The sequence below is a fragment of the Vibrio sp. ArtGut-C1 genome, from assembly GCF_002105475.1.
Taxonomy (GTDB): Bacteria; Pseudomonadota; Gammaproteobacteria; order Enterobacterales; family Vibrionaceae; genus Vibrio; species Vibrio diabolicus.
Genome location: NZ_NCTH01000031.1, coordinates 1 through 20,690, shown reverse-complemented (window position 1 = coordinate 20,690; position 20,690 = coordinate 1). Strand labels below are relative to the sequence as shown.

17 protein-coding genes, 1 tRNA gene, 1 rRNA gene and 1 pseudogene are annotated in these 20,690 nt (G+C 46.7%); 9 read left to right on the top strand and 11 right to left on the bottom strand.

From position 1 onward, the window contains the following. Positions 1 to 21 precede the first annotated feature (21 nt). Together B7360_RS20365 and B7360_RS20360 are read left to right on the top strand one after the other, a co-directional pair. A complete protein-coding gene (locus B7360_RS20365) occupies positions 22 to 1,029 on the top strand; it encodes an alpha/beta fold hydrolase (RefSeq protein ID WP_085344480.1) in 1,008 nt (335 codons plus the stop codon). Positions 1,030 to 1,266: 237 nt separating this feature from the next. Further along, positions 1,267 to 2,091: a Cof-type HAD-IIB family hydrolase gene (locus B7360_RS20360; protein ID WP_005393831.1), complete on the top strand. Its 825-nt coding sequence runs from the start codon at positions 1,267 to 1,269 to the stop codon at positions 2,089 to 2,091. Positions 2,092 to 2,144: 53 nt separating this feature from the next. Here B7360_RS20360 and B7360_RS20355 read toward each other — a convergent pair whose 3' ends face one another. Then, positions 2,145 to 2,615, bottom strand: a complete 471-nt coding sequence (locus B7360_RS20355; RefSeq protein ID WP_085344479.1) for an EVE domain-containing protein — start codon at positions 2,613 to 2,615, stop codon at positions 2,145 to 2,147. A 47-nt stretch (positions 2,616 to 2,662) separates the two neighbouring features. Between B7360_RS20355 and B7360_RS20350 the strand changes: the two genes are divergently transcribed. Both B7360_RS20350 and B7360_RS20345 read left to right on the top strand, forming a co-directional pair. Next, positions 2,663 to 4,213, top strand: a complete 1,551-nt coding sequence (locus B7360_RS20350) for a COG3650 family protein (RefSeq protein ID WP_085344478.1) — start codon at positions 2,663 to 2,665, stop codon at positions 4,211 to 4,213. Then, entirely contained in the window at positions 4,213 to 4,818 is a 606-nt protein-coding gene (locus tag B7360_RS20345; RefSeq protein WP_085344477.1) for a tRNA-uridine aminocarboxypropyltransferase, read from the top strand. Before B7360_RS20350 ends, B7360_RS20345 begins: the two co-directional genes overlap by 1 nt. An 83-nt stretch (positions 4,819 to 4,901) precedes the next feature. Here the strand turns inward: B7360_RS20345 and B7360_RS20340 are convergent, their stop codons facing one another. The 7 genes and pseudogenes from B7360_RS20340 to B7360_RS25050 all read right to left on the bottom strand — a co-directional run bounded on the left by B7360_RS20340 (position 4,902) and on the right by B7360_RS25050 (position 12,242). After that, positions 4,902 to 7,388 (bottom strand): EAL domain-containing protein, encoded by a 2,487-nt coding sequence (locus B7360_RS20340; RefSeq protein WP_085344476.1) that lies wholly within the window; start codon positions 7,386 to 7,388, stop codon positions 4,902 to 4,904. 138 nt (positions 7,389 to 7,526) lie between these two features. Continuing rightward, complete coding sequence (yigB, locus tag B7360_RS20335) at positions 7,527 to 8,243, bottom strand: 5-amino-6-(5-phospho-D-ribitylamino)uracil phosphatase YigB (protein ID WP_085344496.1); 717 nt, start codon at positions 8,241 to 8,243, stop codon at positions 7,527 to 7,529. Positions 8,244 to 8,251: 8 nt separating this feature from the next. Beyond that, on the bottom strand, positions 8,252 to 9,184 hold the full coding sequence (xerC, locus tag B7360_RS20330) for a tyrosine recombinase XerC (protein WP_085344475.1): 933 nt from the start codon (positions 9,182 to 9,184) through the stop codon (positions 8,252 to 8,254). Beyond that, positions 9,150 to 9,881, bottom strand: a complete 732-nt coding sequence (locus B7360_RS20325) for a DUF484 family protein (RefSeq protein WP_006743009.1) — start codon at positions 9,879 to 9,881, stop codon at positions 9,150 to 9,152. Before B7360_RS20325 ends, xerC begins: the two co-directional genes overlap by 35 nt. After that, the gene (dapF, locus tag B7360_RS20320) at positions 9,875 to 10,705 is read right to left on the bottom strand and encodes a diaminopimelate epimerase (RefSeq protein ID WP_006743008.1); all 831 of its coding nucleotides are present in this window, start codon (positions 10,703 to 10,705) and stop codon (positions 9,875 to 9,877) included. Before dapF ends, B7360_RS20325 begins: the two co-directional genes overlap by 7 nt. 10 nt (positions 10,706 to 10,715) lie before the next feature. Next, complete coding sequence (gene lysA / locus B7360_RS20315) at positions 10,716 to 11,969, bottom strand: diaminopimelate decarboxylase (protein ID WP_006743007.1); 1,254 nt, start codon at positions 11,967 to 11,969, stop codon at positions 10,716 to 10,718. A gap of 61 nt (positions 11,970 to 12,030) precedes the next feature. Beyond that, positions 12,031 to 12,242 (bottom strand): annotated as a pseudogene (locus B7360_RS25050) (lipoprotein). Here B7360_RS25050 and cyaY point away from each other — a divergent pair. Continuing rightward, positions 12,222 to 12,536, top strand: coding sequence for an iron donor protein CyaY (cyaY, locus tag B7360_RS20305; RefSeq protein WP_012841286.1), 315 nt, complete (start codon positions 12,222 to 12,224; stop codon positions 12,534 to 12,536). The pseudogene B7360_RS25050 and the gene cyaY overlap by 21 nt on opposite strands. Before the next feature lie 69 nt (positions 12,537 to 12,605). On the opposite strand, the gene B7360_RS20300 is transcribed toward cyaY, so the two are convergent. Beyond that, on the bottom strand, positions 12,606 to 15,134 hold the full coding sequence (locus tag B7360_RS20300; RefSeq protein WP_085344474.1) for a class I adenylate cyclase: 2,529 nt from the start codon (positions 15,132 to 15,134) through the stop codon (positions 12,606 to 12,608). Between the two features lie 346 nt (positions 15,135 to 15,480). On the opposite strand from B7360_RS20300, the gene hemC reads away from it, so the two are divergent. From hemC to B7360_RS20280, 4 genes are read left to right on the top strand one after another with little or no spacing between them, the layout of a single operon-like run. Beyond that, a complete protein-coding gene (gene hemC / locus B7360_RS20295) occupies positions 15,481 to 16,419 on the top strand; it encodes a hydroxymethylbilane synthase (protein ID WP_005393847.1) in 939 nt (312 codons plus the stop codon). A 2-nt stretch (positions 16,420 to 16,421) separates the two neighbouring features. Continuing rightward, positions 16,422 to 17,150 carry a uroporphyrinogen-III synthase gene (locus B7360_RS20290; RefSeq protein WP_085344473.1) on the top strand — a complete coding sequence of 243 codons (729 nt, stop codon included), beginning with the start codon at positions 16,422 to 16,424 and terminating at the stop codon, positions 17,148 to 17,150. Between the two features lie 17 nt (positions 17,151 to 17,167). Beyond that, positions 17,168 to 18,379 (top strand): uroporphyrinogen-III C-methyltransferase, encoded by a 1,212-nt coding sequence (locus tag B7360_RS20285; RefSeq protein WP_085344472.1) that lies wholly within the window; start codon positions 17,168 to 17,170, stop codon positions 18,377 to 18,379. Next, entirely contained in the window at positions 18,379 to 19,560 is a 1,182-nt protein-coding gene (locus B7360_RS20280; RefSeq protein WP_085344471.1) for a heme biosynthesis protein HemY, read from the top strand. The genes B7360_RS20285 and B7360_RS20280 overlap by 1 nt, the downstream gene beginning before the upstream one ends. Positions 19,561 to 20,292: 732 nt before the next feature. Here B7360_RS20280 and B7360_RS20275 read toward each other — a convergent pair. Beyond that, positions 20,293 to 20,383: transfer RNA gene (locus B7360_RS20275), tRNA-Ser, on the bottom strand. 70 nt (positions 20,384 to 20,453) lie between these two features. Continuing rightward, positions 20,454 to 20,570, bottom strand: a 5S ribosomal RNA gene (gene rrf, locus B7360_RS20270). Positions 20,571 to 20,690: the final 120 nt, after the last annotated feature.

Genomic DNA, 20,690 nt, shown 5'->3' with positions numbered 1-20,690 from the left:
GTATCTTCAGGTAATCGACTAATGGCTACTAACCATTCACCTTTGACTTATACTCAAGAGTCATTATTTGAGCAAGCAATTGGTGGTCCGATCGCGGCACTTTGGCAAACTCGCCAAGAAGGCTTTGTTAAAGGAACTGAGAAAAAGAACATCTACTGGTGCAAACTGACCAACCCAGAACATAAAAAAGCCGTGCTCATCGTTAATGGGCGCATTGAATCTTCCTGGAAATACCAAGAACTGTTTTACGATCTCTATCGCCAAGGCTTCGACGTCTATTCCTTTGACCACCGCGGACAAGGTTTATCAGATCGTCTATTGTCTGACTCAGATATGGGTCACGTCTATGACTTTACTGATTATATTGACGATATGGACATGGTCGTAAACAAACACGACCTTAGCGACTATCAGCAATGTTTCATCATTGCCCACTCCATGGGCGGCGCAATCGCTACACGTTATCTGCAAACTCACCCAGGACATCCCTTTACCGGCTTGATTCTTAGTGCGCCTATGTTTGGTATTAATCTGCCATGGTACTTATCGCCAATAGCGATTCCTGTGACACAAATTATGTCAGCGGTATCCACTTTGCCACGTTATGCGCCAGGACATCAGGCCTACTTTCCTAAACCCTTTGAAGATAACCCGCTCAGCCAAAGCTATGGTCGCTACCAATGGTTCCGAAATCTCTATACGGAAAAACCGGAACTGCAAGTCGGTGGACCGAGCACACGATGGGTATGGCAAGGGCTAATGGCAGCAAAACAATGCTTTTTATTGACTCGCCAAGTCAAAGTACCGGTGCTCCTGATTCAAGCTGGGAACGATCGTATTGTCAGCAATCTGGCACAGAAACGTTTCATCGATAAATTGCGTAAAACCAACCCACATGCGGAGCTACTTTCTATCGAAGGCGCACAGCATGAGATCTTATTCGAGACCGACCAGTATCGTAATCAAGCACTCGATGCGATATTCCGCTTTATGAATGACCCGAAATCATCGCCAAACGAAAAAACATAATAAGAACTCTAGGCGACCATTTCACGGCCATGATTAAAGAGGAAATGTCTGCACATTGATTTACCCTCTTTTTCATCCTCATTTTGACGTACACTGCTTGGGTCTGGCTGCGTTTAACCACGTAGATGCAACCGACCAAAATTCCCCCGCATTCGGAGCAGCATGATCTAGTCAGTCTGCTGTACTCCGTTTGCAATTCACCTGTTCCACACTATCCAAACCGTTTACGAGGACTTCATGAGCACATCGCTACCTTGCAAAGAGATCACTAAAATCGTTGCCTCTGATCTGGATGGCACGTTACTCGCACCAAACCATCAGCTCAGTGCTTACTCAAAAGAGACGCTAAAAGCGCTGCATGAAAAGGGTTACACCTTTGTCTTTGCAACAGGCCGTCACCACGTAGACGTTGCGAGCATCCGTCGTCAGGTCGGTATTCCGGCTTACATGATCACCTCGAACGGTGCCCGTGTGCATGACCAGGAAGATCAGCTGATGTACAGCGAGAATGTCCCTGCAGAACTGGTTCAAGGCGTGATCGACACGATCAAGCACGATCAAGAAATACTTATCCACATGTATCAAAATGACAGTTGGTTGATGAACAAAGACGACGAAACATTGCGTGATTTCCATGACGAATTCACATACGTCTTATTCGATGAAGACCAAGCGCCAACTGACGGTATTGCGAAAATCTTCTTCACTCACCCAGCACAAGACCACGAACGCTTGGTGGTGTTTGAAAACAAACTACGTGAACAATTTGGCGATAAGCTGAATATTGCGTTTTCAACACCATGGTGCTTGGAAGTAATGAGTGCAGGTGTGTCTAAAGGCCATGCTCTTGAAGCGGTAGCGAAAAAACTCGGCCTCACGTTAGAAAATTGCGTGGCATTTGGTGATGGCATGAATGACGTAGAAATGCTGTCGATGGCAGGTAAAGGATTGGTCATGGGTACATCACACGAGAAAGTGATGAAAGCATTGCCAAATAACGAAGTGATTGGCAGCAATGCAGAAGATGCGGTTGCACACTACCTACAAGATCACTTGCTGTAAGCTGCAATACTCCAAACAATAACAAAGGGCTGCACATTCGCAGCCCTTTTCTTTTATCGCTGACTTGGCAACTTCTCTTTGCCAAGGATCGCTTCCCACTCTTCTCCTGTCACAGGCATGATCGACAAGCGATTTCCACGTTTCACCAATGGCATGTTCTCAAGTTCTGGCATCGCTTTCATCACCGATAACGGAATCACTCGCGTCGTTTTACGCACGAATTCGACATCCACCATAATCCAACGCGGGTTGTCTGGGTCTGACTTTGGATCGTAATAATCACTTTCAGGATCGAACTGGAAATGATCGGGATAGGCTTCTCTCACGACTTTAGCAATACCGGCAACGCCAACATTCTTGCAAGAAGAGTGATAAATCAGGACGAAATCGCCCACCTTCACTTGGTCACGCATCATATTACGCGCCTGATAATTACGAACTCCCTCCCAACATGAAACCTTTTGGGTTCGAAGCGTGTCAATAGAAAAGGTATCTGGTTCAGTTTTAAATAACCAATATGCCATAATGCCATCCGATGCCGATTGAGTAACAATAATGAGGAAGATATAACATGAAGGCTTTGAAAAACCCAGTGACGCTTGTCACTCTGCTGGTTCTGCAAGCATGTAGTTCGCAGCCGCCACAATCTGGTGCTGCTGACCCAACCTCTCCACCAGCCACCTTAGATAAGCCTGACACCATTCAACCTCAAACCTTTATGCTACGTGGAAAAGTGATCGTCGGTCACGAGAGCCAATACATCATGCCTTGTGGCAGCGACAAGCAATATTGGTTACAACTGTCACCACAGCAAATGCAACGAGCAATTCAGTTAAATAACGAGCCTTACCAGACCATGTATGGCGAGGTTATCGGCCATCTCAACCCACCGGGCATCGATGGGTTTTCTGCTGATTTCGATGCTAACTTTGTCGTGGAACAAGTGAACTTCCTCACAACGGAAAGTCCAAACCGTTGTCAGCAACCAAACAAACCAACTCGCGTGTTTGGCAATGAGCCTTCTTGGTCGGCAAGCTTTGAGGCTAATGGACTGACATTCCAGCCAATCGGCAAACAAACCACAAAATTAGCGATTAAGAGCAGTCAACTTCAACCTCGCCAGCGCACATATCAACTACAAGATGGTGAACTTCGCCTAACAGAAAACCTCTGCTCAGATACGATGAGTGATTCTTTGTATGGCTGGAAAGCGACGCTAAAACATGATGGCGACACTTATCAAGGTTGTGGTACAGCTGCAAACGTGGACGCTACGCTTGGCTGGGCCAATACCTATGTCGCGACTTCAACCCAATCACAAGGTTTTGAGGTGCAAATGACCTTAAACCCAGACCACAGCGCCACAACAAAATACAGTTACGCCAATGGGCAAGCACCGTTAATCGAGCGTGGGTACTGGCAACAATTAAGTCCGTCTCAGGTTCAAGTCGTCATGACGCATCATCAACAACAAAGACTGATGTCAGAGCGACTGTTTACGCGAGAAGGCAATCAGCTCAAAGCGACCAAAGAAAAAGTCGGCAATTTGGTTTATCCGATTGCCGATGGCGGCTTAGTGCTTTATCCAGCCACCATTCGTGATGAGGGCATGATGCAACCAGCCGAGAAACGCGCCAACAAGCCCATCAGCAGTGCAGACGTGCCTTCTAGTGCGGAGTTTGACTCCAAAGTAGATGCCGCCGTGCGCAACTACTTCTTCATTCACCAAACCAACCCCAACAACAACCAGTACCGTTGGCTAACTTACGACCTCAGCGGCGATGGTAACGAAGAGCTATTAGTACAGCTGGATTGGTGTGGTTCCGGTGGCTGTACATTGCTGATCTTTGAACATCACGAAAAAGAGTGGCGCTTCAATAGCCGCATCACACTGGTACAAAGCCCGATTATGCTCGGCCAACAAACCTCTCATGGCTGGCGAGATCTTATTTTTAATGTCAGCGGTGGCGGATCTAAGGCAGCCCAACACGTGATGCAATACAGTGGGGTTAGCTACCCACTCAACCCAAGCATGGCACCAACGACAACGCCAAACCAAATCAGTGGCGTGCGTCTGTTCTCGGATGGGGTTAGCCCTGTGCGCGAAGGAGTTCGTCTGTAATGTCGCAACCGTGCCCAAATTGTGGTTTTCAATTCAACTGTATGTGCTCACTGGTGCCGAAACTTACCAGCGAGCACAACATCTTGCTGTTGATGCATCCGAATGAACTGACGCGTGATACTAATACCGGCCAGCTACTAGAGCAGTGCCAACTCAATATTGAGCGAGTAATCTGGGACCGAAAACAACCACCAGCAGAATTGCTCGCTCGATTAGCTGATCCGTCGCTGTATCCAGTGCTTCTATTCCCAAGTGAAGAAAGCGTCACACTCGAACATGTGGCGCTCCAAAGCCAGCAACAAACCAAAAATCCGCTGTTTATTATTTTGGATTCCACCTGGCAAGAGGCGCGCAAGATGATCAACAAGAGCCGTTGGTTAGAAAGTATCCCTACTATGGCGCTGTCTGCATCGGCAGACTCGCAATATCAGCTGCGACGCAACCAACAACAAGGCAACTTGTGCACGTTTGAAGTCGCCGCACATTTACTCGGACAACTAGGCGAGCAAAATAACCAGCAAAAAATGCTCACATTCTTTGCTCACTACCTTGCACTATTTCAAGCCGAAAAAAGTGGACACGCCCTCAAGCAATCACCGAGCTAACTCAACTAAAACCGAATGGCTCAAAATAAAAAAACGCAGCCAAGGCTGCGTTTTTTATTGGAATGGTTTCACGTGAAACACAACTAAAACAAACGCGTAGGTTCACCCAAGTAGTAGCCTTGCAGATAGTCGACGCCCATATCCTGCGCGATTTTGCACACCTCTCGATTGTGGACAAACTCCGCCACCGTCTCCGCGTTAAACACCTGACATAAACGCACCAACTGAGAAGCTATTTTGCGCTGCTTTAAGTCTTTATCGATATCACGGATCAAGCTGCCATCGAGCTTTATGACTTCCGGCTCCAGCTTTAGGATTTCATCAATATTGGAATAGCCTGAGCCAAAATCATCAACAATGATACGCGCTCCTAAGCTTCTGAAATGACTGCATACTTCGATCATTCGACCGTAGTCTTTGATTTGCTCAGATTCCAACACTTCCAAACCAATTCGCCTAGGGTCATTGAGCTGACAAATTTCATGCTCTAAAAGCATTAAAGTTTTATCACTAAGCAAATCTTGCGGCGACAAGTTAATAGAAAAGTCACCTTGCTTATCTCGCATGTAATGTAACGTAGAATGGATCATGTGCCGACTCAATCGAGTATAAAGATGCGTATCGGAAATAATAGGCAGGAAGCGCCCTGGCGCAATCACCGTTCCATCCTCCTCCAAAATGCGAACCAAACATTCTTGGCTTGCCAATTTATGGCTATCCGCATGCACTATCGGCTGGCTATAGGTGATGATGTTCTGTTTGAGAATGGCTTTACTGACGCAACTCAACCATCCAAGTTGCTCTTTACGTACATCCTCACTGACTTCGATGTCTTTCGCATTGCAGATATGGGTATTACTGCGCACACCGGAACGCCTCGCTTCAATGCCTTTGAGCAATAGCTCATCCGCAGAAGCTGATGGAAAATCTCGACGACTCACTAAGCCACCGCACAGCGAGATAGAAAGATAATCTATTTCGCGCAGACCAATTGGCTCAAAATTAGTTTGCTCTACCGCGTCGGCAAAACGAGTAAAGTGCTGTTTGATGGTTTCGCTGCTTTGGTCAGCTTTAAATATGAACGCCCACTCACCAACTCCAATACTATAAAGCTGCAAAGCCGTTGGCATGCCAAAACGCTTTCGCAGTCGATTCGTAAAATGCATTGAGAGGTCTTTAAGTAGCTGATCCCCTACTCTATAACCGTATTTTTCATTGATATGGCTGAAGTTAAGTAGCTTTAGAGTCAGCAAGTGCTCATCCAAATCAATGCTACTCAGCCGCTCTTGCAGCGCGACTCGGTTTTGTAATCCAGTGCGACTATCTCGCCGATAGCTTTCTTGTAACTTGCGCGTTTGGCGATCGAGTTGATACCCCATATGCGCGTTCATATGGTTGAGGTCGCCAATCGCATTTCGAATCAAGCTAAACAATGGTGAAATAGAGGAGCTAACGGGCGACTTAGGCAAGTTCAATGCTTGTACTTCGTCTCCCTCTCGCATCGCTAAATACGTCAGACTGTGATGAAGAATTTCTGGCTGTCCAATACCGCCATGCAGTTCCCCCATACAATAACTACCAAACGTCGTCGCGATATCTTTGAAGGCTTGGACTTCGTCGCTGCTGTCAATAAAGTCTAACCGTGACGCGCAGTTAAAAATCATCACGACTTCAGGTTGGTGCATGGCTAACTCAACCACACCATGTCGCACCTGTTCGAGCGTTAATGAGGGGTGGTTATAGCAAAATTGTACTTCGTCACCAAGACACCAAGGCCTGTCGAAACTCATACTGCCATCAGCGTGCAGCTCCGTTACCGTGCAAACTTCCTTGCGCCCCAAACTTTCTCGATACAAAGGAAAGCTGAGCAACTGACTCAGCGTCACATCATGGCCATCCGCCAAGTAACGCTTGTATACGTCCAACGCTTTCTGTTCACCTAAGCAATACAAGCGCGTTCCTTTTGCATGGGTGACTTTATGTGGCATGCCAATCGGGTTCCATTCCGAATACGCATCCGTCCATAACTTCAATGTATCACTGTGCAAAGCTACGGCGACCACAGCGTTATCGTAAACTCGGTTTTGATATAGCACCCAACAGCCATCATCAATACTTTGCGCCAACCCTCCAGAGATCACGACTTCTTCACTGGCGAAGGTTTGAAACAAGGGATAGTCACGTCGTTCAATTTGCACAGCAAAGCTGAGGATCACTTGCGAATTATGCTGCAACAGAAGCGAGCGTTTGAGCTCTCCACCATCAATATCGGGGGAGTAAGAGTAGGTTTGGACGGCAGAAGTAAGCGTGGTTTGTTCGAACTCAGTCACACTGATCAGGCAACCAGAGGTAAATATCTCCCCCTCCAGAATGACATTACGCGTACTATGCCCCATGACATGAGCATTCGGCAGCAACAATAAAACAGCGTCCGAAAGTGTGGTCGCAAAGTCGCGTGATTGAGTCGACAATATTTGCACCAAATATTGTTTACTTGAAGAGAACTGAGAAGTGACTAAAAAGTCATTTAACTGACTGACATCATAAACCAGTTTTGAAAAAGCTCGCATGCGCCTACCACTGCCGTAACACTATCTTCACCACGACGTGTGGCGTTACTCTTTTTACTTAATAGTGAATAATTTACGTGGCTTTACGCTGATTTTCTAGACACAAAATGAGATTAGAATGGATTAATGCGAAAGCAATTAAAAAAGTGTGAGTAACGGCTGCAAACTATTGATTTCAATATCAGGTAAAGTACGTGTTTTTGAATGGTTAATGACATTTTTATTCATATCATTGAACCAACAAGCCGCAAAACCAGCCGACTTTGCACCATGCACATCCGTGGTTAGGTGATCACCGACATGCAGAATATTCTCTGCTGGAATATCCAAGAACCGTTTCGCCTTAGTAAACATATCGGTGGCGGGTTTCGCTAACCCATCAGGCCCCGCTTTGAGCACACATTGAAAATACGGCGTTAAGCCAATTTTATCTAAATCGACGTTGCCGTTTGTGATCGCCACGAGCGGAACTCGCTCTCCCAATTGTGTCAAAACATCTAAGCTTGATTGGGGCACTTCAAACTGACTGCGCCAATCCAAAGCGAGCTGAACACCCTCTTCAGCTGCGGCTTGAGCTTGCGCTTCATCATAGCCAACTGAAAGAAAACCATGCTTTAGCTGCACTAAACGCCAAAGCGTCACATCGCTTCTGAGACCCGGTCTCTGCTGGAGCACATGTTTTTTTACCTGCATCCAATCAGCCTTATCCATGTGCGCCACGGCAGGATGTGTTTGCTGCAACCAAGCCAACAACTCACGCTCCATACGGATAATCACCGGGTAATTGTCATACAGCGTGTCATCAAGATCGAAGGTCATGGCCTTAATAGGCTCGATACGGCGATAAAATTTCATACTTCGGCTCACTCCCCGCTCTTTTTACGTGCGCGTGGGTGGGCTTGGTCGTAGGCTTGCGCTAAATGTTGGAAATCCAAGTGCGTGTAGATTTGGGTCGTCGAAATGTTCTCGTGCCCTAAAAGCTCTTGCACCGCACGTAAGTTATTGCTGGATTCGAGCATATGTGTCGCAAACGAGTGACGCAATTTATGCGGACTAATATGGCTCGCCACAGACTGTTTCTGTCCCCATTCTGCCATACGTTTTTGCACGCTACGGTGCGAAATACGCGTTCCGAGTTTAGACACAAACAAGGCGGGTTCACCTGGCGCAGCAAGATCGCCCCTGACTTTCAACCACTTGGCAACCCATTCAGTTGCCATGCCAGAGAATGGAACTTTACGTTCTTTGTCGCCTTTACCGATAACACGAAGCTCGCCACTGCGCAGTTGTACATCACGTACATCCACACTCACCAACTCAGCCAAACGCAAGCCAGCACCGTACATCAGCTCCATCATGGCACGATCACGCACAGCCAACGGGTCGTCTTCGTTGACCTCAAGCAGTTGGCTCACTTCATCAACATCGAGGTTTTTCGGCAACGGGCGCTTTTTACGTGGCGCTGAAACCCCTTTGGCAGGATTAGCTGACATCTCGCCACGCAGAATAAGGAAATCGAAAAAGCTACGCAGCGATGAGAGGCGCGTCGCTAAACTGCTGGCTTTCATGCCTTCCCGCATGCCCTTACCTGCTAATTGGCGCACCCAGCCTGCATCCACTTGAGACCAATCTTTAAGTCCCATTTCAGCCAAGTGCTGCGCCATGGTTTCTAGCTGCTGTTTGTAATTGCGTTGAGTATGTAGGCTGAGCCCCTTTTCGCTTCGTAAGAATTCATAGAAGCGCTCAAGAGGCTTTTGCAGACTATTTGGCAGAGGAGTGTTGGGAGTTGTCGTCATCGTAACTTTGCCATACCAATGTTTGAGCGAGATGTGCCACTACTAATGATAGGTGACGCAAAAACAAGGTATCCATATCTGGTTGAAAATGACCGCCATCCTCACTAGAGAACGCTAGCACGCCCAGTGTTTGCTGTTTCACGAGCGGTAGTACCACATAGGACCCCATTTCCGGCACATCCATATTGCCAAACAAAGCTTCACGATCCACTTTGCGAAGACGTCCTAAGTACGCGTCTTTGCCATTTAGGTGGGTGGTCGCAAAACGTTGATAACTTTCCTTACTCAATTGAATAGATGCGTCGCATTGACTAAACAATCGAACAAACGCGCGTAAGCCAAGTGCTTTAGCTTTCTCTTCAATAGAATGAATGACTTGTTTAAAGTCACCACACTTTAGAATCTGCCCCTGCAAATCCATAAATTCGTAAAAGGTGCGATCGTTGTTCGCCGCAAGCGACATCAGTGTGGTGATCTCTTCTTCTAACTCTTCAATGCGCTGACGTTGGCGATTCATTTGTATGTGCACCAAAGACACCGCACCCAAGTCTGAGTGTGGGAAAGATAGACGATCCACAAGCTCTGGACGCTGCACAAAAAAATCGGGATGATCTTTGAGGTACTCGGCCACCACTTCAGCCGTTAAGGCATCTGCTTCTACTTGAGACAAACCGTTTCCTTTTTCTTCTACTAGCAAGACAATTGACCATCAAATACATGCGTTGTAGGTCCGGTCATAAACAACGGCTTACCCGGACCTTGCCACGCAATTCGCAGTTCACCACCTGGTAGAGAAACCTTAACGTTTTCATCCAACAGACCCTGAAGAATCCCTACCGCTACCGCCGCGCATGCGCCACTACCACAAGCTTGTGTTTCACCTGCGCCTCGCTCGTAAACTCGAAGACGAATATGGTCACGACTCACCACCTGCATAAAGCCAGCGTTGACGCGCTCTGGAAAACGCTCGTGCGACTCAAGCAGCGGGCCTAATGTATCGACATCAGCAGTATCCACGTCATCGACCACCGTCACCACATGCGGGTTACCCATGCTTACCGCGCCACAGAACAGCGTTTTTTCACCAGCGCGCATGATATAGGTTTTCTCTTTTTGCTTGGCTTTGAAAGGAATTTTGTTTGGCTCAAACTCTGGCACACCCATGTTGACCGTCACTTCTCCATCATCTTCGATGTTGAGAATCATCTTTCCTTTTTTGGTGCTCACGCTGATACTGTATTTATTGGTCAACCCTTTCAAGCGAACAAAGCGCGCGAAGCAGCGCGCGCCATTCCCGCACTGCTCGACTTCACTACCATCGGCATTGAAAATCCGATAATGGAAATCAGTTTCAGGGTCGTAAGGGGCTTCTACCACGAGCAATTGGTCAAAACCAACGCCGGTATGACGATCCGCCAAACGGCGGATCAGGTCTTGCGAGAAAAACACGTTCTGGGTAATACAGTCGACGACCATGAAGTCGTTGCCCAAACCGTGCATTTTGGAAAAGTGGAAATGCATTTGTTGTGTGTTACTCCGGTAGAATCTGTTCCAGCTGCCACAAACTGGTCAGCTCCTCACGCTGGCGAACTAAGTGGCTTTGTTTACCATCCACCATTACTTCTGCCGCTCGGGTACGAGTATTGTAGTTCGAAGACATTACAAAACCATAGGCACCTGCTGAACGAACCGCGAGTAGATCACCTTCTTGCAAAACGAGTGCGCGATCTTTACCCAAGAAGTCGCCGGTTTCACAAATAGGGCCAACCAAATCGTAAGTCTGTGCTTCACCCGTGCGCGGCGAAACTGGCACGATATCTTGCCATGCTTGGTATAGTGCAGGACGCATCAAGTCGTTCATTGCCGCATCGATGATGGCAAAGTTCTTGTGCTCAGTATGTTTTAAAAACTCAACACGCGTTAGCAAGATACCTGCATTCGCAGCAATTGCTCGGCCCGGCTCAAAAATCAGCTCCAAGTCTTGGTGATTTTCAAGACGACCAAGTAACGCTTTGGCGTAATCTGAAGGCTGAGGTGGTAACTCATCACGATAGACCACCCCCAAACCGCCGCCGACATCAAGGTGACGAATGTTAATGCCTTGCGCTTTTAAATCATCAATCAGGGCTAATAAACGGTCTGTCGCGTCGATAAATGGGTCGATATTGGTGAGCTGAGAACCAATGTGGCAGTCGATGCCTTGCACATTCAAGTTCGGCAGGCTTTGCGCGAATTTATAAACATCTGGCGCACGATCAAATGCAATGCCGAATTTATTGTCGCGAAGACCAGTCGAAATGTAAGGGTGTGTTTTCGCGTCGACATCTGGATTGATACGCAGAGAAATTGGCGCAATCACACCAAGCTCACCCGCAACCTTATTCAAACGTTCTAGCTCAGGCTCAGATTCAACGTTGAAACATTTGATACCTAGCTCAAGAGCACGCTTCATTTCTGCAGGTGTTTTCCCAACACCAGAGAAGACGACTTTCTTCGGATCACCGCCTGCGGCAATCACACGCTCAAGTTCACCACCTGATACGATATCAAAGCCCGAACCCAAACGCGCCAGTGCGTTCAATACGCCTAAGTTTGAGTTCGCTTTCACCGCGTAGCAAACTAGATGAGGATGTTGACCCACAGCACTATCAAACGCCTTCCAGTGGCGCTCTAGCGTGGCTCGAGAATATACGTAAAGAGGAGTGCCATATTGCTCTGCAAGAGCTTGAAGTGGGACGTCTTCGGCCCAAAGCTGGCCATCATCCTGATAGTTGAAGTAATCCAAAATTCGCTTCCCTTATTTTATTCGACTGCTGAACCCTAATTTCACCCTAAGGCGCGGTTATTTATTGTGATTGCTCATTCTGTTGAGTGTCATCTGGAATGTATAGTGAGCCAGACTGGCCACATCCCGCTAACGTCGCGGCAACCATCACAAACAACACAGTAACTAATTTTTTCATTTCGCATATCGTGATTATTGAATCAATGCCCCCTATAATCGCACCACACTCAGGAAAAGCAATAGGATAGACGGATGAACGATACTGAATTTCATCAACTGGTGGATGCGCAGATGCAAATCATCGAAGAATCCATCGATGATTCAGGCGCAGACATTGATTACGAAGTCACTGGCAACGTAATGACATTGGAATTTGAAGACCGCAGCCAAATCATCATTAACCGCCAAGAGCCGATGCATGAGATCTGGCTAGCGTCCAAATCTGGTGGTTTCCACTTCAAGCTTATTGAAGATAAATGGACCTGCTCAAAAACGGGCATGGAGCTATTTGAAATGGTGAAGCAAGAGTGTGAAAAGCACGCGGGCGAAGCCATTGATTGGGCATAATGTCCGTCAATCGTCACCAAAACAAAAAGAGCACCGAAGTGCTCTTTTTGTTTATTGATACGGGTTTAATTACGCGTTCACCGCTTTCGTCGGACGATGCGGCGAGCAACCATCATTACGATAAGGGATGATATAAGCATTGCCCTCTTCAGGATGGATAATCTGGTAGTACTGCGGCAGGTTAAAGTTGATAAATTTCGACGCAACACGACTGTCATCTTTTACGGATGTGTAAAAGCTGTTCACAGACGAAATCATCTCGTCTTTGGAGCCACTGAACTGGTGATACACTTCAACTTGGTTTGACTCATCCAACACATAAATATTGAAGCCATCTTCATTATCTTCAAAGAAGAATTGCACCAGACCTTCACTGGCAAAACCATCCACCGCTTCTGGCATTTGATACTCTTGCTCACGATCGAGCATTAATAGAGGCGAGCCTTTAAGTTTGTTAGTAGAAATGCTGCGATAGAAATCAATGGAGTTTTCTAACTTCTGCACCGACACACCACGACGTTCAAAGAACAGCCCGTAAGTTTGGTTACCAAGGCGCATCGCTTTAAAGCGGCGACGTTTTTCTTGCTCTACTGGCTTCAAGCGTAAGTCGATGCATTCCACTAAAAGCTGGTAGACCATATTACGCATCACACCACGCATGTTCTTCGCATAACAGAACACATCCACCGATTCTGGTGGCAACGCGTCTTGGTGCATTTTGCCCAGAATGGTTTTCAGTGCGTCCAGCATCGCCGTTTCCCCTTTGAAATGCAGCGTACGCACTTCATGCCAGGAGTTACGGTAAACCAAGTCGACACTGCCGACTAAATTTTTATGTTCCGGACCAAAACTGAAGATATCGGTATTTTTCACATCCACTTTCAGTGAACGGCCCGAAAGCTCTGACGTAGGATCATTTTCAAAGTTGATGAACATCGCTAACTGGCTGATCTCACATGGGCTCGCTAATGCCTGCATCGTCGGACGGCGCTTACGCAGCGCAAAGGTATTTCGTAAGTCGCTCACCATTTGGTAGAACTTATCGATATCCAGTTGCGCTTCACGCACCACCGCGTGCAAACGAGTCGACTCGGTGATTAAACCATTAAAGAATGCCCAAGAGACTAACTTGCTCAAGTATTCATGATGTTCTAAGTATGGCTGCCCCAAAATGCGGTGCGCGATCAGAGGTTGTTTATAGAGATACCAACCAGACTTGTTCACACCACCATCTTTCACTTCGATGAAGCTTAAATCCGGTTCATGCAAATCAGGGGAAATCTGTGGGTTGAGCAACGTCACTTTGCCCGGCAATACTTCAAAAGCGGCGTAAAGCTTACGCGCCAAAATACTGATGTCTTGCGGGCTGATAGCGGAGGTAATGTCGTTGCGACGCGCAAATTGAATCAAATTACGGTAGCTCTGCATCAACGCATCCAGCAACGCATGATGCACCACTTTTACCTGTTCAACTTTCCAGTTGCGGCGATCATCGAGCTCAGCAACAACGCTGGCATCCCAATCCCATTTTGCAATCATGTCGCTCAGCGCTTCACGGCGCCAAGCCACTGAACCGACATCCGGTTCACGCGACAACTTTTCATGGGTTTTGAGATAGAAGCAACGGCGCACCAAGTCCAAACGAGTGTCGTCTTGGATTCGTTCTAAATAGCGAGTCACTTTTTCCAGCATTAAGTAGTACGCATCCATACCGTAGAGATCTGGCTCATGGGCAAAGAAACGACGTTTGGTGTCGATGCTTAGCAGTTGCGTATGCGGGTATTCCCACGAATAAGCTTCAAGCAGAATGGCTTTTAATACCGATTTGTAGGGAGAATCGATACTTTTGTATAGCTGCCACAAGTTCGAGCCGAAGTACTCTTCAGCAGGAATGCGGTTCAATTTGCCAAAGTCGATCCATTCACTACAGTCAATGTAACCTTCACTGCACAATTGAGAAACGTACTCGTCGTAACACTCTTCCATTTCTGGCGGCACTATTTGCCATAATAAACGCTGTCCAGCAATACGCACCGCGCTGCGATAGAATTCATCAAGCAAAAGTAAGTGCTGAGATGAGCCACAGTTATCACCCGTCATCTCTTCAGAATGGTTGCTTCTAAAGCGTTCTTCATCCATTAAGAAGAAGTTCGCCTCCACCCCTTGGCTTTGTGCCCAGTCGGTGATCAGCAAGCATTTATTGGTCAGCAATTCTCGCTCGTCACAATCCATATCTGGCGAAATACACACCCAAATATCTAAATCACTAGAAGTACTTTGACCAATTGATGAGGTACTGCCCATGGTGTATAAGCCCAAGATAGCCGGCTTCTCAGCCGTCTTAAGTGGCTGACCAATCGCAAGTTGAATGTCATCAATGAATTGCTGCTGAATGCTATTTAGCGCCAGCCCATGCACACCAAACGGGACATCGGCATCGTAATAGCCAGGAATCACAGGGTGGTTGTAGTTCAACAAGGCAGGAATCAAGTGGAAGACTTGCTGGCTTTGCGAATCCATAAGCGCCAGCGCGCGATCAACTCGCTGCTGATTCAAATTATCTAGTCGCTGAATGATTTTTTGGGTGTAAGCCTGCAAGGGGAATTCCTTGGTTGAACAATCACGAAAATCTGCTGACGTTTTAAACCAAAACGGCCTAAAAACGTGATCAATTTAACACTTTTATTGGTGCGGGTAAAGTTTCACGCCCACGCACCACTCAGGGTGCAAAACCATACTTTAGTCACAAAATTAATCGCGCGGTAGTGTCGCTCTTATTACCTATTACTAATAATAGTCCTTAGTCTAATTGAGAATCCAGTCACACTATTTTCATAACGTCATGTAATTCCATTCATAGCTCTCAGAGATAACGAACTAACAGTAAGCATTTCTTGATGAGAATGGTAGGATAAACCCAAATCCAAACAGCATTGAGAAGATCATGACACAATCCACACCTATTCGCATTGCAACTCGAAAAAGCCCTCTTGCTTTATGGCAAGCTTACTTTGTCAAAGACGCCCTTCAAGCCGCTCACCCTGGTTTGGAAGTCGAGTTAGTAACTATGGTGACCAAAGGTGACGTGATTTTAGATACACCGCTAGCAAAAGTTGGCGGCAAAGGCTTATTCGTAAAAGAGCTTGAAGTCGCAATGCTAGAAGGCCGTGCAGACCTTGCCGTTCACTCAATGAAGGACGTGCCCGTCGATTTCCCGGAAGGTCTTGGCCTCGTGACCATTTGTGAACGTGAAGACCCTCGTGATGCTTTCGTTTCCAATACCTATAGCAACATTGATGAACTCCCTCAAGGTGCAGTGGTTGGTACTTGCAGTTTGCGCCGTCAATGCCAACTGAAAGAATATCGTCCAGATATCATCATTAAAGAGCTTCGCGGTAATGTGGGCACTCGCCTTGGTAAACTAGATGCGGGTGAATACGATGCGATCATTCTTGCTGCGGCAGGCCTTAAACGATTGAAGCTTGAAGAGCGCATTCGTAGCTTTATCGAGCCAGAGCAATCATTACCTGCGGTTGGCCAAGGTGCTGTCGGTATTGAGTGCCGCCTTGACGATGAAAGGCTGCTTAAGCTACTTGAGCCACTTAACCACCAAGACACCGTAGACCGCGTTTTGTGTGAGCGCGCAATGAACCTGACGCTAGAAGGCGGCTGTCAGGTACCTATCGGCAGCTATGCCCTGCTAGATGGCGATAACATTTGGCTACGCGCATTAGTTGGCGAACCAGATGGCAGCGAAATTGTTCGTGGTGAAATCCGTGGCCATCGTAAAGACGGCGAAACGTTAGGAGTGCAGTTAGCCAATGAACTACTGGATAACGGCGCTCGTGAAATCCTAACTAAGCTGTACGCAGATCACGAATAATCATGGCAGTGTTGGTCACTCGGCCGGGAGAGCAAGGCAACGCGCTTTGCTCTCTGCTCGAAAGGCACGGCATTTCCGCATATCACCATCCTCTGATCGACATTGTCGCCGATCTCACGGACACGCACCTCTCTAAACACCTGCATCAAGCTCAAATTGTTATCGCTGTTAGTCGACATGCCGTGCAATGTGCACAGCAAATCTTAGCCAGCAACGAGACATCATGGCCGAAACAAGCCATTTACCTTGCCGTTGGTCAAAAAACAGCACACTATTTAAGCAAATGTACCCAACAGAAAGTACACTATCCCCAAGTCAGTGATAGTGAACATTTATTGCGACTGCCAGAGCTCAATAATGTGGCCCAACAACAGGTTCTTATCCTTCGTGGGAACGGTGGAAGAGAGCTGATCAAAGATGCATTGGTGAGACGTGGCGCAAAAGTTCACTATAGTGAGACTTACAAGAGAGAATTCATCCCATTCGATCCAGTAAGCTGTGTCTCACTATGGAAAACCCTACAAATTGACCAGATCATCGTCACCAGTGGTGAGCAACTGGATTATTTGTGCAGCCAATTGACGTCAGAGCAATTGACTTGGCTTAATCAACAAGAGTTGTATATCCCCAGTCAGCGTATCGCTGACATCGCACTTCACAGGGGGTTCACTCGGGTGAGATGCACGGGAAGCGCATCCAACCAAGAATTACTGGCGGCTCTCCAGCCCTAGCTACACAGGATATAGGCATGACAAGTAAAAATAACGACCAAAAAAATAACGATAAAAACCTTTCCGAAGAAACCTCATCGGCACCGATAGCCGAAAAAAGCACATCGCAGCAGGATGCGGCCCCTAAAAAAGAACAGCCAAAAGTGGCCGAGCCCCCAAAAACAGCCGAGCCAGCCAAAGTCGAATTTGAAGAAAAACAAGGCAAGCGCGGAGTTAAACTAGGCACAGTAGCTATCATCTTATCGATTATTTTTGGCGGTGGCCTCGCATACAAGCTGCATCAGCAGCAAGCCGATTACCAAGCGCAGATCGCCCAACTAAAAAGTCAGCTAGAAAGCACTCAAGCTTCCATGAAGCAAGAGCTCAGCCGGATACAAGAAGAAACCATCGAGAAAGCAACGACCGTTACACACAAAGCGGAAGTGGTACTTGGACAGCAACAGAAGAGCATTGAAAGCTTACAGCTTGCCGTTGCCGATGTGAAAGGTCGCCGACCAAACGACTGGCTACTTGCTGAAGCCGATTACCTCGTCAAATTAGCAGGTCGTAAACTGTTCTTAGAACATGACGTAGAAAGCGCAACTCAACTAATGGAAAGTGCTGATCAACGCATTGCAGCACTGAATGACCCTAGCCTCGTCAAACTACGTAAAGCAATGGCGAACGATATCACCAAACTTCGTACTATCCCGCTGATTGACCGTGATGGATTGGTACTACGCTTAACTGCTCTGCAACAGCAAGTAGACAAGCTACCTCTCGCCAATGCACTACTCCCAGAAGCAGAAGCCGTAGAGAACACTGAAGTGTCAGAAGATATTGCAAACTGGCAAGATAACTTAATGACATCTCTGAAAGACTTTTCAGAAAACTTCATTACCTTCCGCACGCGCGATGGTAACGTCATTCCACTGCTTTCTCCTGAGCAACACTTTTACCTAAAAGAAAACATCAAAGCCAAATTGGAGACCGCAATAAAAGCGGTGTACCAAGAGCAAGGTGAAATTTACACCACGTCTCTAAAAACGGCCGACAAATGGGCATTAGCTTTCTTCAACCAAGACGATAATTCCGTTAAAGAGTTCAACAAAACTGTTAACCAGTTAAGCCAGCAAAACATTCAAGTGGAATACCCAACGAAACTGCAAAGTCAGTCTCAACTATCAGATGTCATCCGTGAGCGCCTACGTCGCGAAGTCACAACGATGACAGGTATGGAGGATAAGTAATGTTTCGTCTTATTTTCCTATTTGTTGTACTAGGTGCAGGACTATTTGTTGGCACTCAATTTTCTGGTCAGCAAGGCTATGTACTCATCTCCATCGCTGAGAAAACGATCGAGATGAGCGTAACGACATTGGTCGTATTCGTTATCGCAGCACTCGCAGGTCTTTTTCTACTTGAGTACCTAATTAAAAAGCTAGTTTACGCAAGTTCTACAACATGGAACTACTTCAGTGTGCGCAAAATGCGCCATTCCCGTCGATACACCAATGAAGGCATTATTAAACTCCTTGAAGGAGACTGGAAAGGTGCCGAGAAAAAAGTGACTCGTTGGGCAAATCATCACGATATGCCGCTACTTTGTTACTTAGTTGCGTCTGAAGCTGCTCAAGGTCAAGGTGATAAAGCAAAACGTGATCACTACCTAGAGCTAGCAAGCCAGCAAGAGAATGCTCATCTCGCAGTGGAGCTGACTCGAGCGAAACAATTTATCCGCGACAACGAGTTCGAGGCTGCTTTCGATACTTTGCAATCGTTAAAAGGTCAGTATGCGAGTAATTCGATTGTATTGAACTTGCTGAAAACAACGTACATGCAGCTAAAATTGTGGCAACCTCTTATTGACCTCTTGCCACAATTAACCAAAGCAAAACTCATCACGGAAGAAGAACATGCAGAGCTGATTCAAAAGGCGCAGTGCGGCTTACTCAATGAAGTAGCGCAACAACAGGGTAGCGAAGGGCTTATCTCTCATTGGAATGGCCTTGCACGCAAAGTAAAACAAGACACACACCTAGTCGCCTGTTTTGCTCGTGAGTTGATAGCCCGGAAAGCAGATGCTGAAGCCTTTACTGTGCTAAAAGAAGCATTGAAAAAACAACCGGCTCCTGAGCTTTATCAACTACTGCCAGATCTAAACCTGCCAGATATCCACCCTGTCGTGGTTTTCTTAGAGGGAGTAGTGAAGAAAGAGCCAGATAACGCCGCAGCGCATAGCGCATTAGCGCACTTCTATTTCCGTCAAGAGAAGTGGCAAGAAGCCCAAGACCACTTTGAGATCGCCTTAAAGCTTCGCTCTGACGTCTCTGATTATGCATTCCTAGCAGATACACTAGAGAAGCAGAATCTAACTAAAGCCGCTCACGAAGTCTCTCGTAAAGCTCTCACGCTCGTCCAGAACGACTAAGTAGCAGTCATCTAACCAAGCCGGCAGTTTACTGTCGGCTTTTTATTGCCTGTCACTCATCAACACTCCACAAACCTGCAATATCCACTAGAGCTAATGCCCTGCAATCGCCTGAACTTCATTGGGAAGCCCTAGCAAAGCTTCCTTAATTCGTTCCAAGCAGCACTCCATTAAGCCCAATAAAATCCTCTAAAAAAATAGCTTGCACACTTTCTTCAAGGCGAACAACCAAATATAAGTTTCTAGGAAGGAGCTCTACTAACAAAATACAGGTAACTTGAAATAGTGCAGAAAGCAAAAATAGGTACATAAGCTCCGATACTCTCCATTCTCTTCAATGAAGGACTGTCTCCTATACAATACTTAGACCGTGTTTATTGTACCAACTAGAGCAAGATAGCGAATAGCTATTAGGTAACACTAAGAGCGCTAACGCACGTAATATAGAGTAAAGGCAAGTCTCTTGTTAACAGAAACACTTCACCCTTAGAGGTAGGAATGCCAATACTCAGACTTGATGGCTCTCGTTAGAAGATAAAGTTATGAACTTCTGTCGCTGCACAACCTGTGGATAGCGAGAACGCGCTTAAAGCAAGGCTTCTCAAGTGACATAGTGCAGGGATACCTAGTCCGGGGATACGATCAGCTAAGGGATTGATTCCAGTCCCTAACGAATTTCCAAGCGTCAGAAACGAAGAAAGCCTCGCTATTTCTAGCGAGGCTTCTGAATAGTGGCGGAGAGATAGGGATTTGAACCCTAGATACGCTATTAACGTATGCCGGTTTTCAAGACCGGTGCTTTCAACCACTCAGCCATCTCTCCACAAATTGTCATCAACAGATTAGTACACTGATGATATTGTTACTTGTCTATGCAAATAACGAAATTTAAAGCCTGGCGATGTCCTACTCTCACATGGGGAAGCCCCACACTACCATCGGCGCTATTTCGTTTCACTTCTGAGTTCGGCATGGAAATCAGGTGGGTCCAAAACGCTATGGTCGCCAAGCAAATTCTTTAATCTGGAAAGCTGCTTCTTAATTCTCGTTCTTACACATTCAATGTTCTTTCATTGAGTCCATCAAAACCCCTTGGGTGTTGTATGGTTAAGCCTCACGGGCAATTAGTA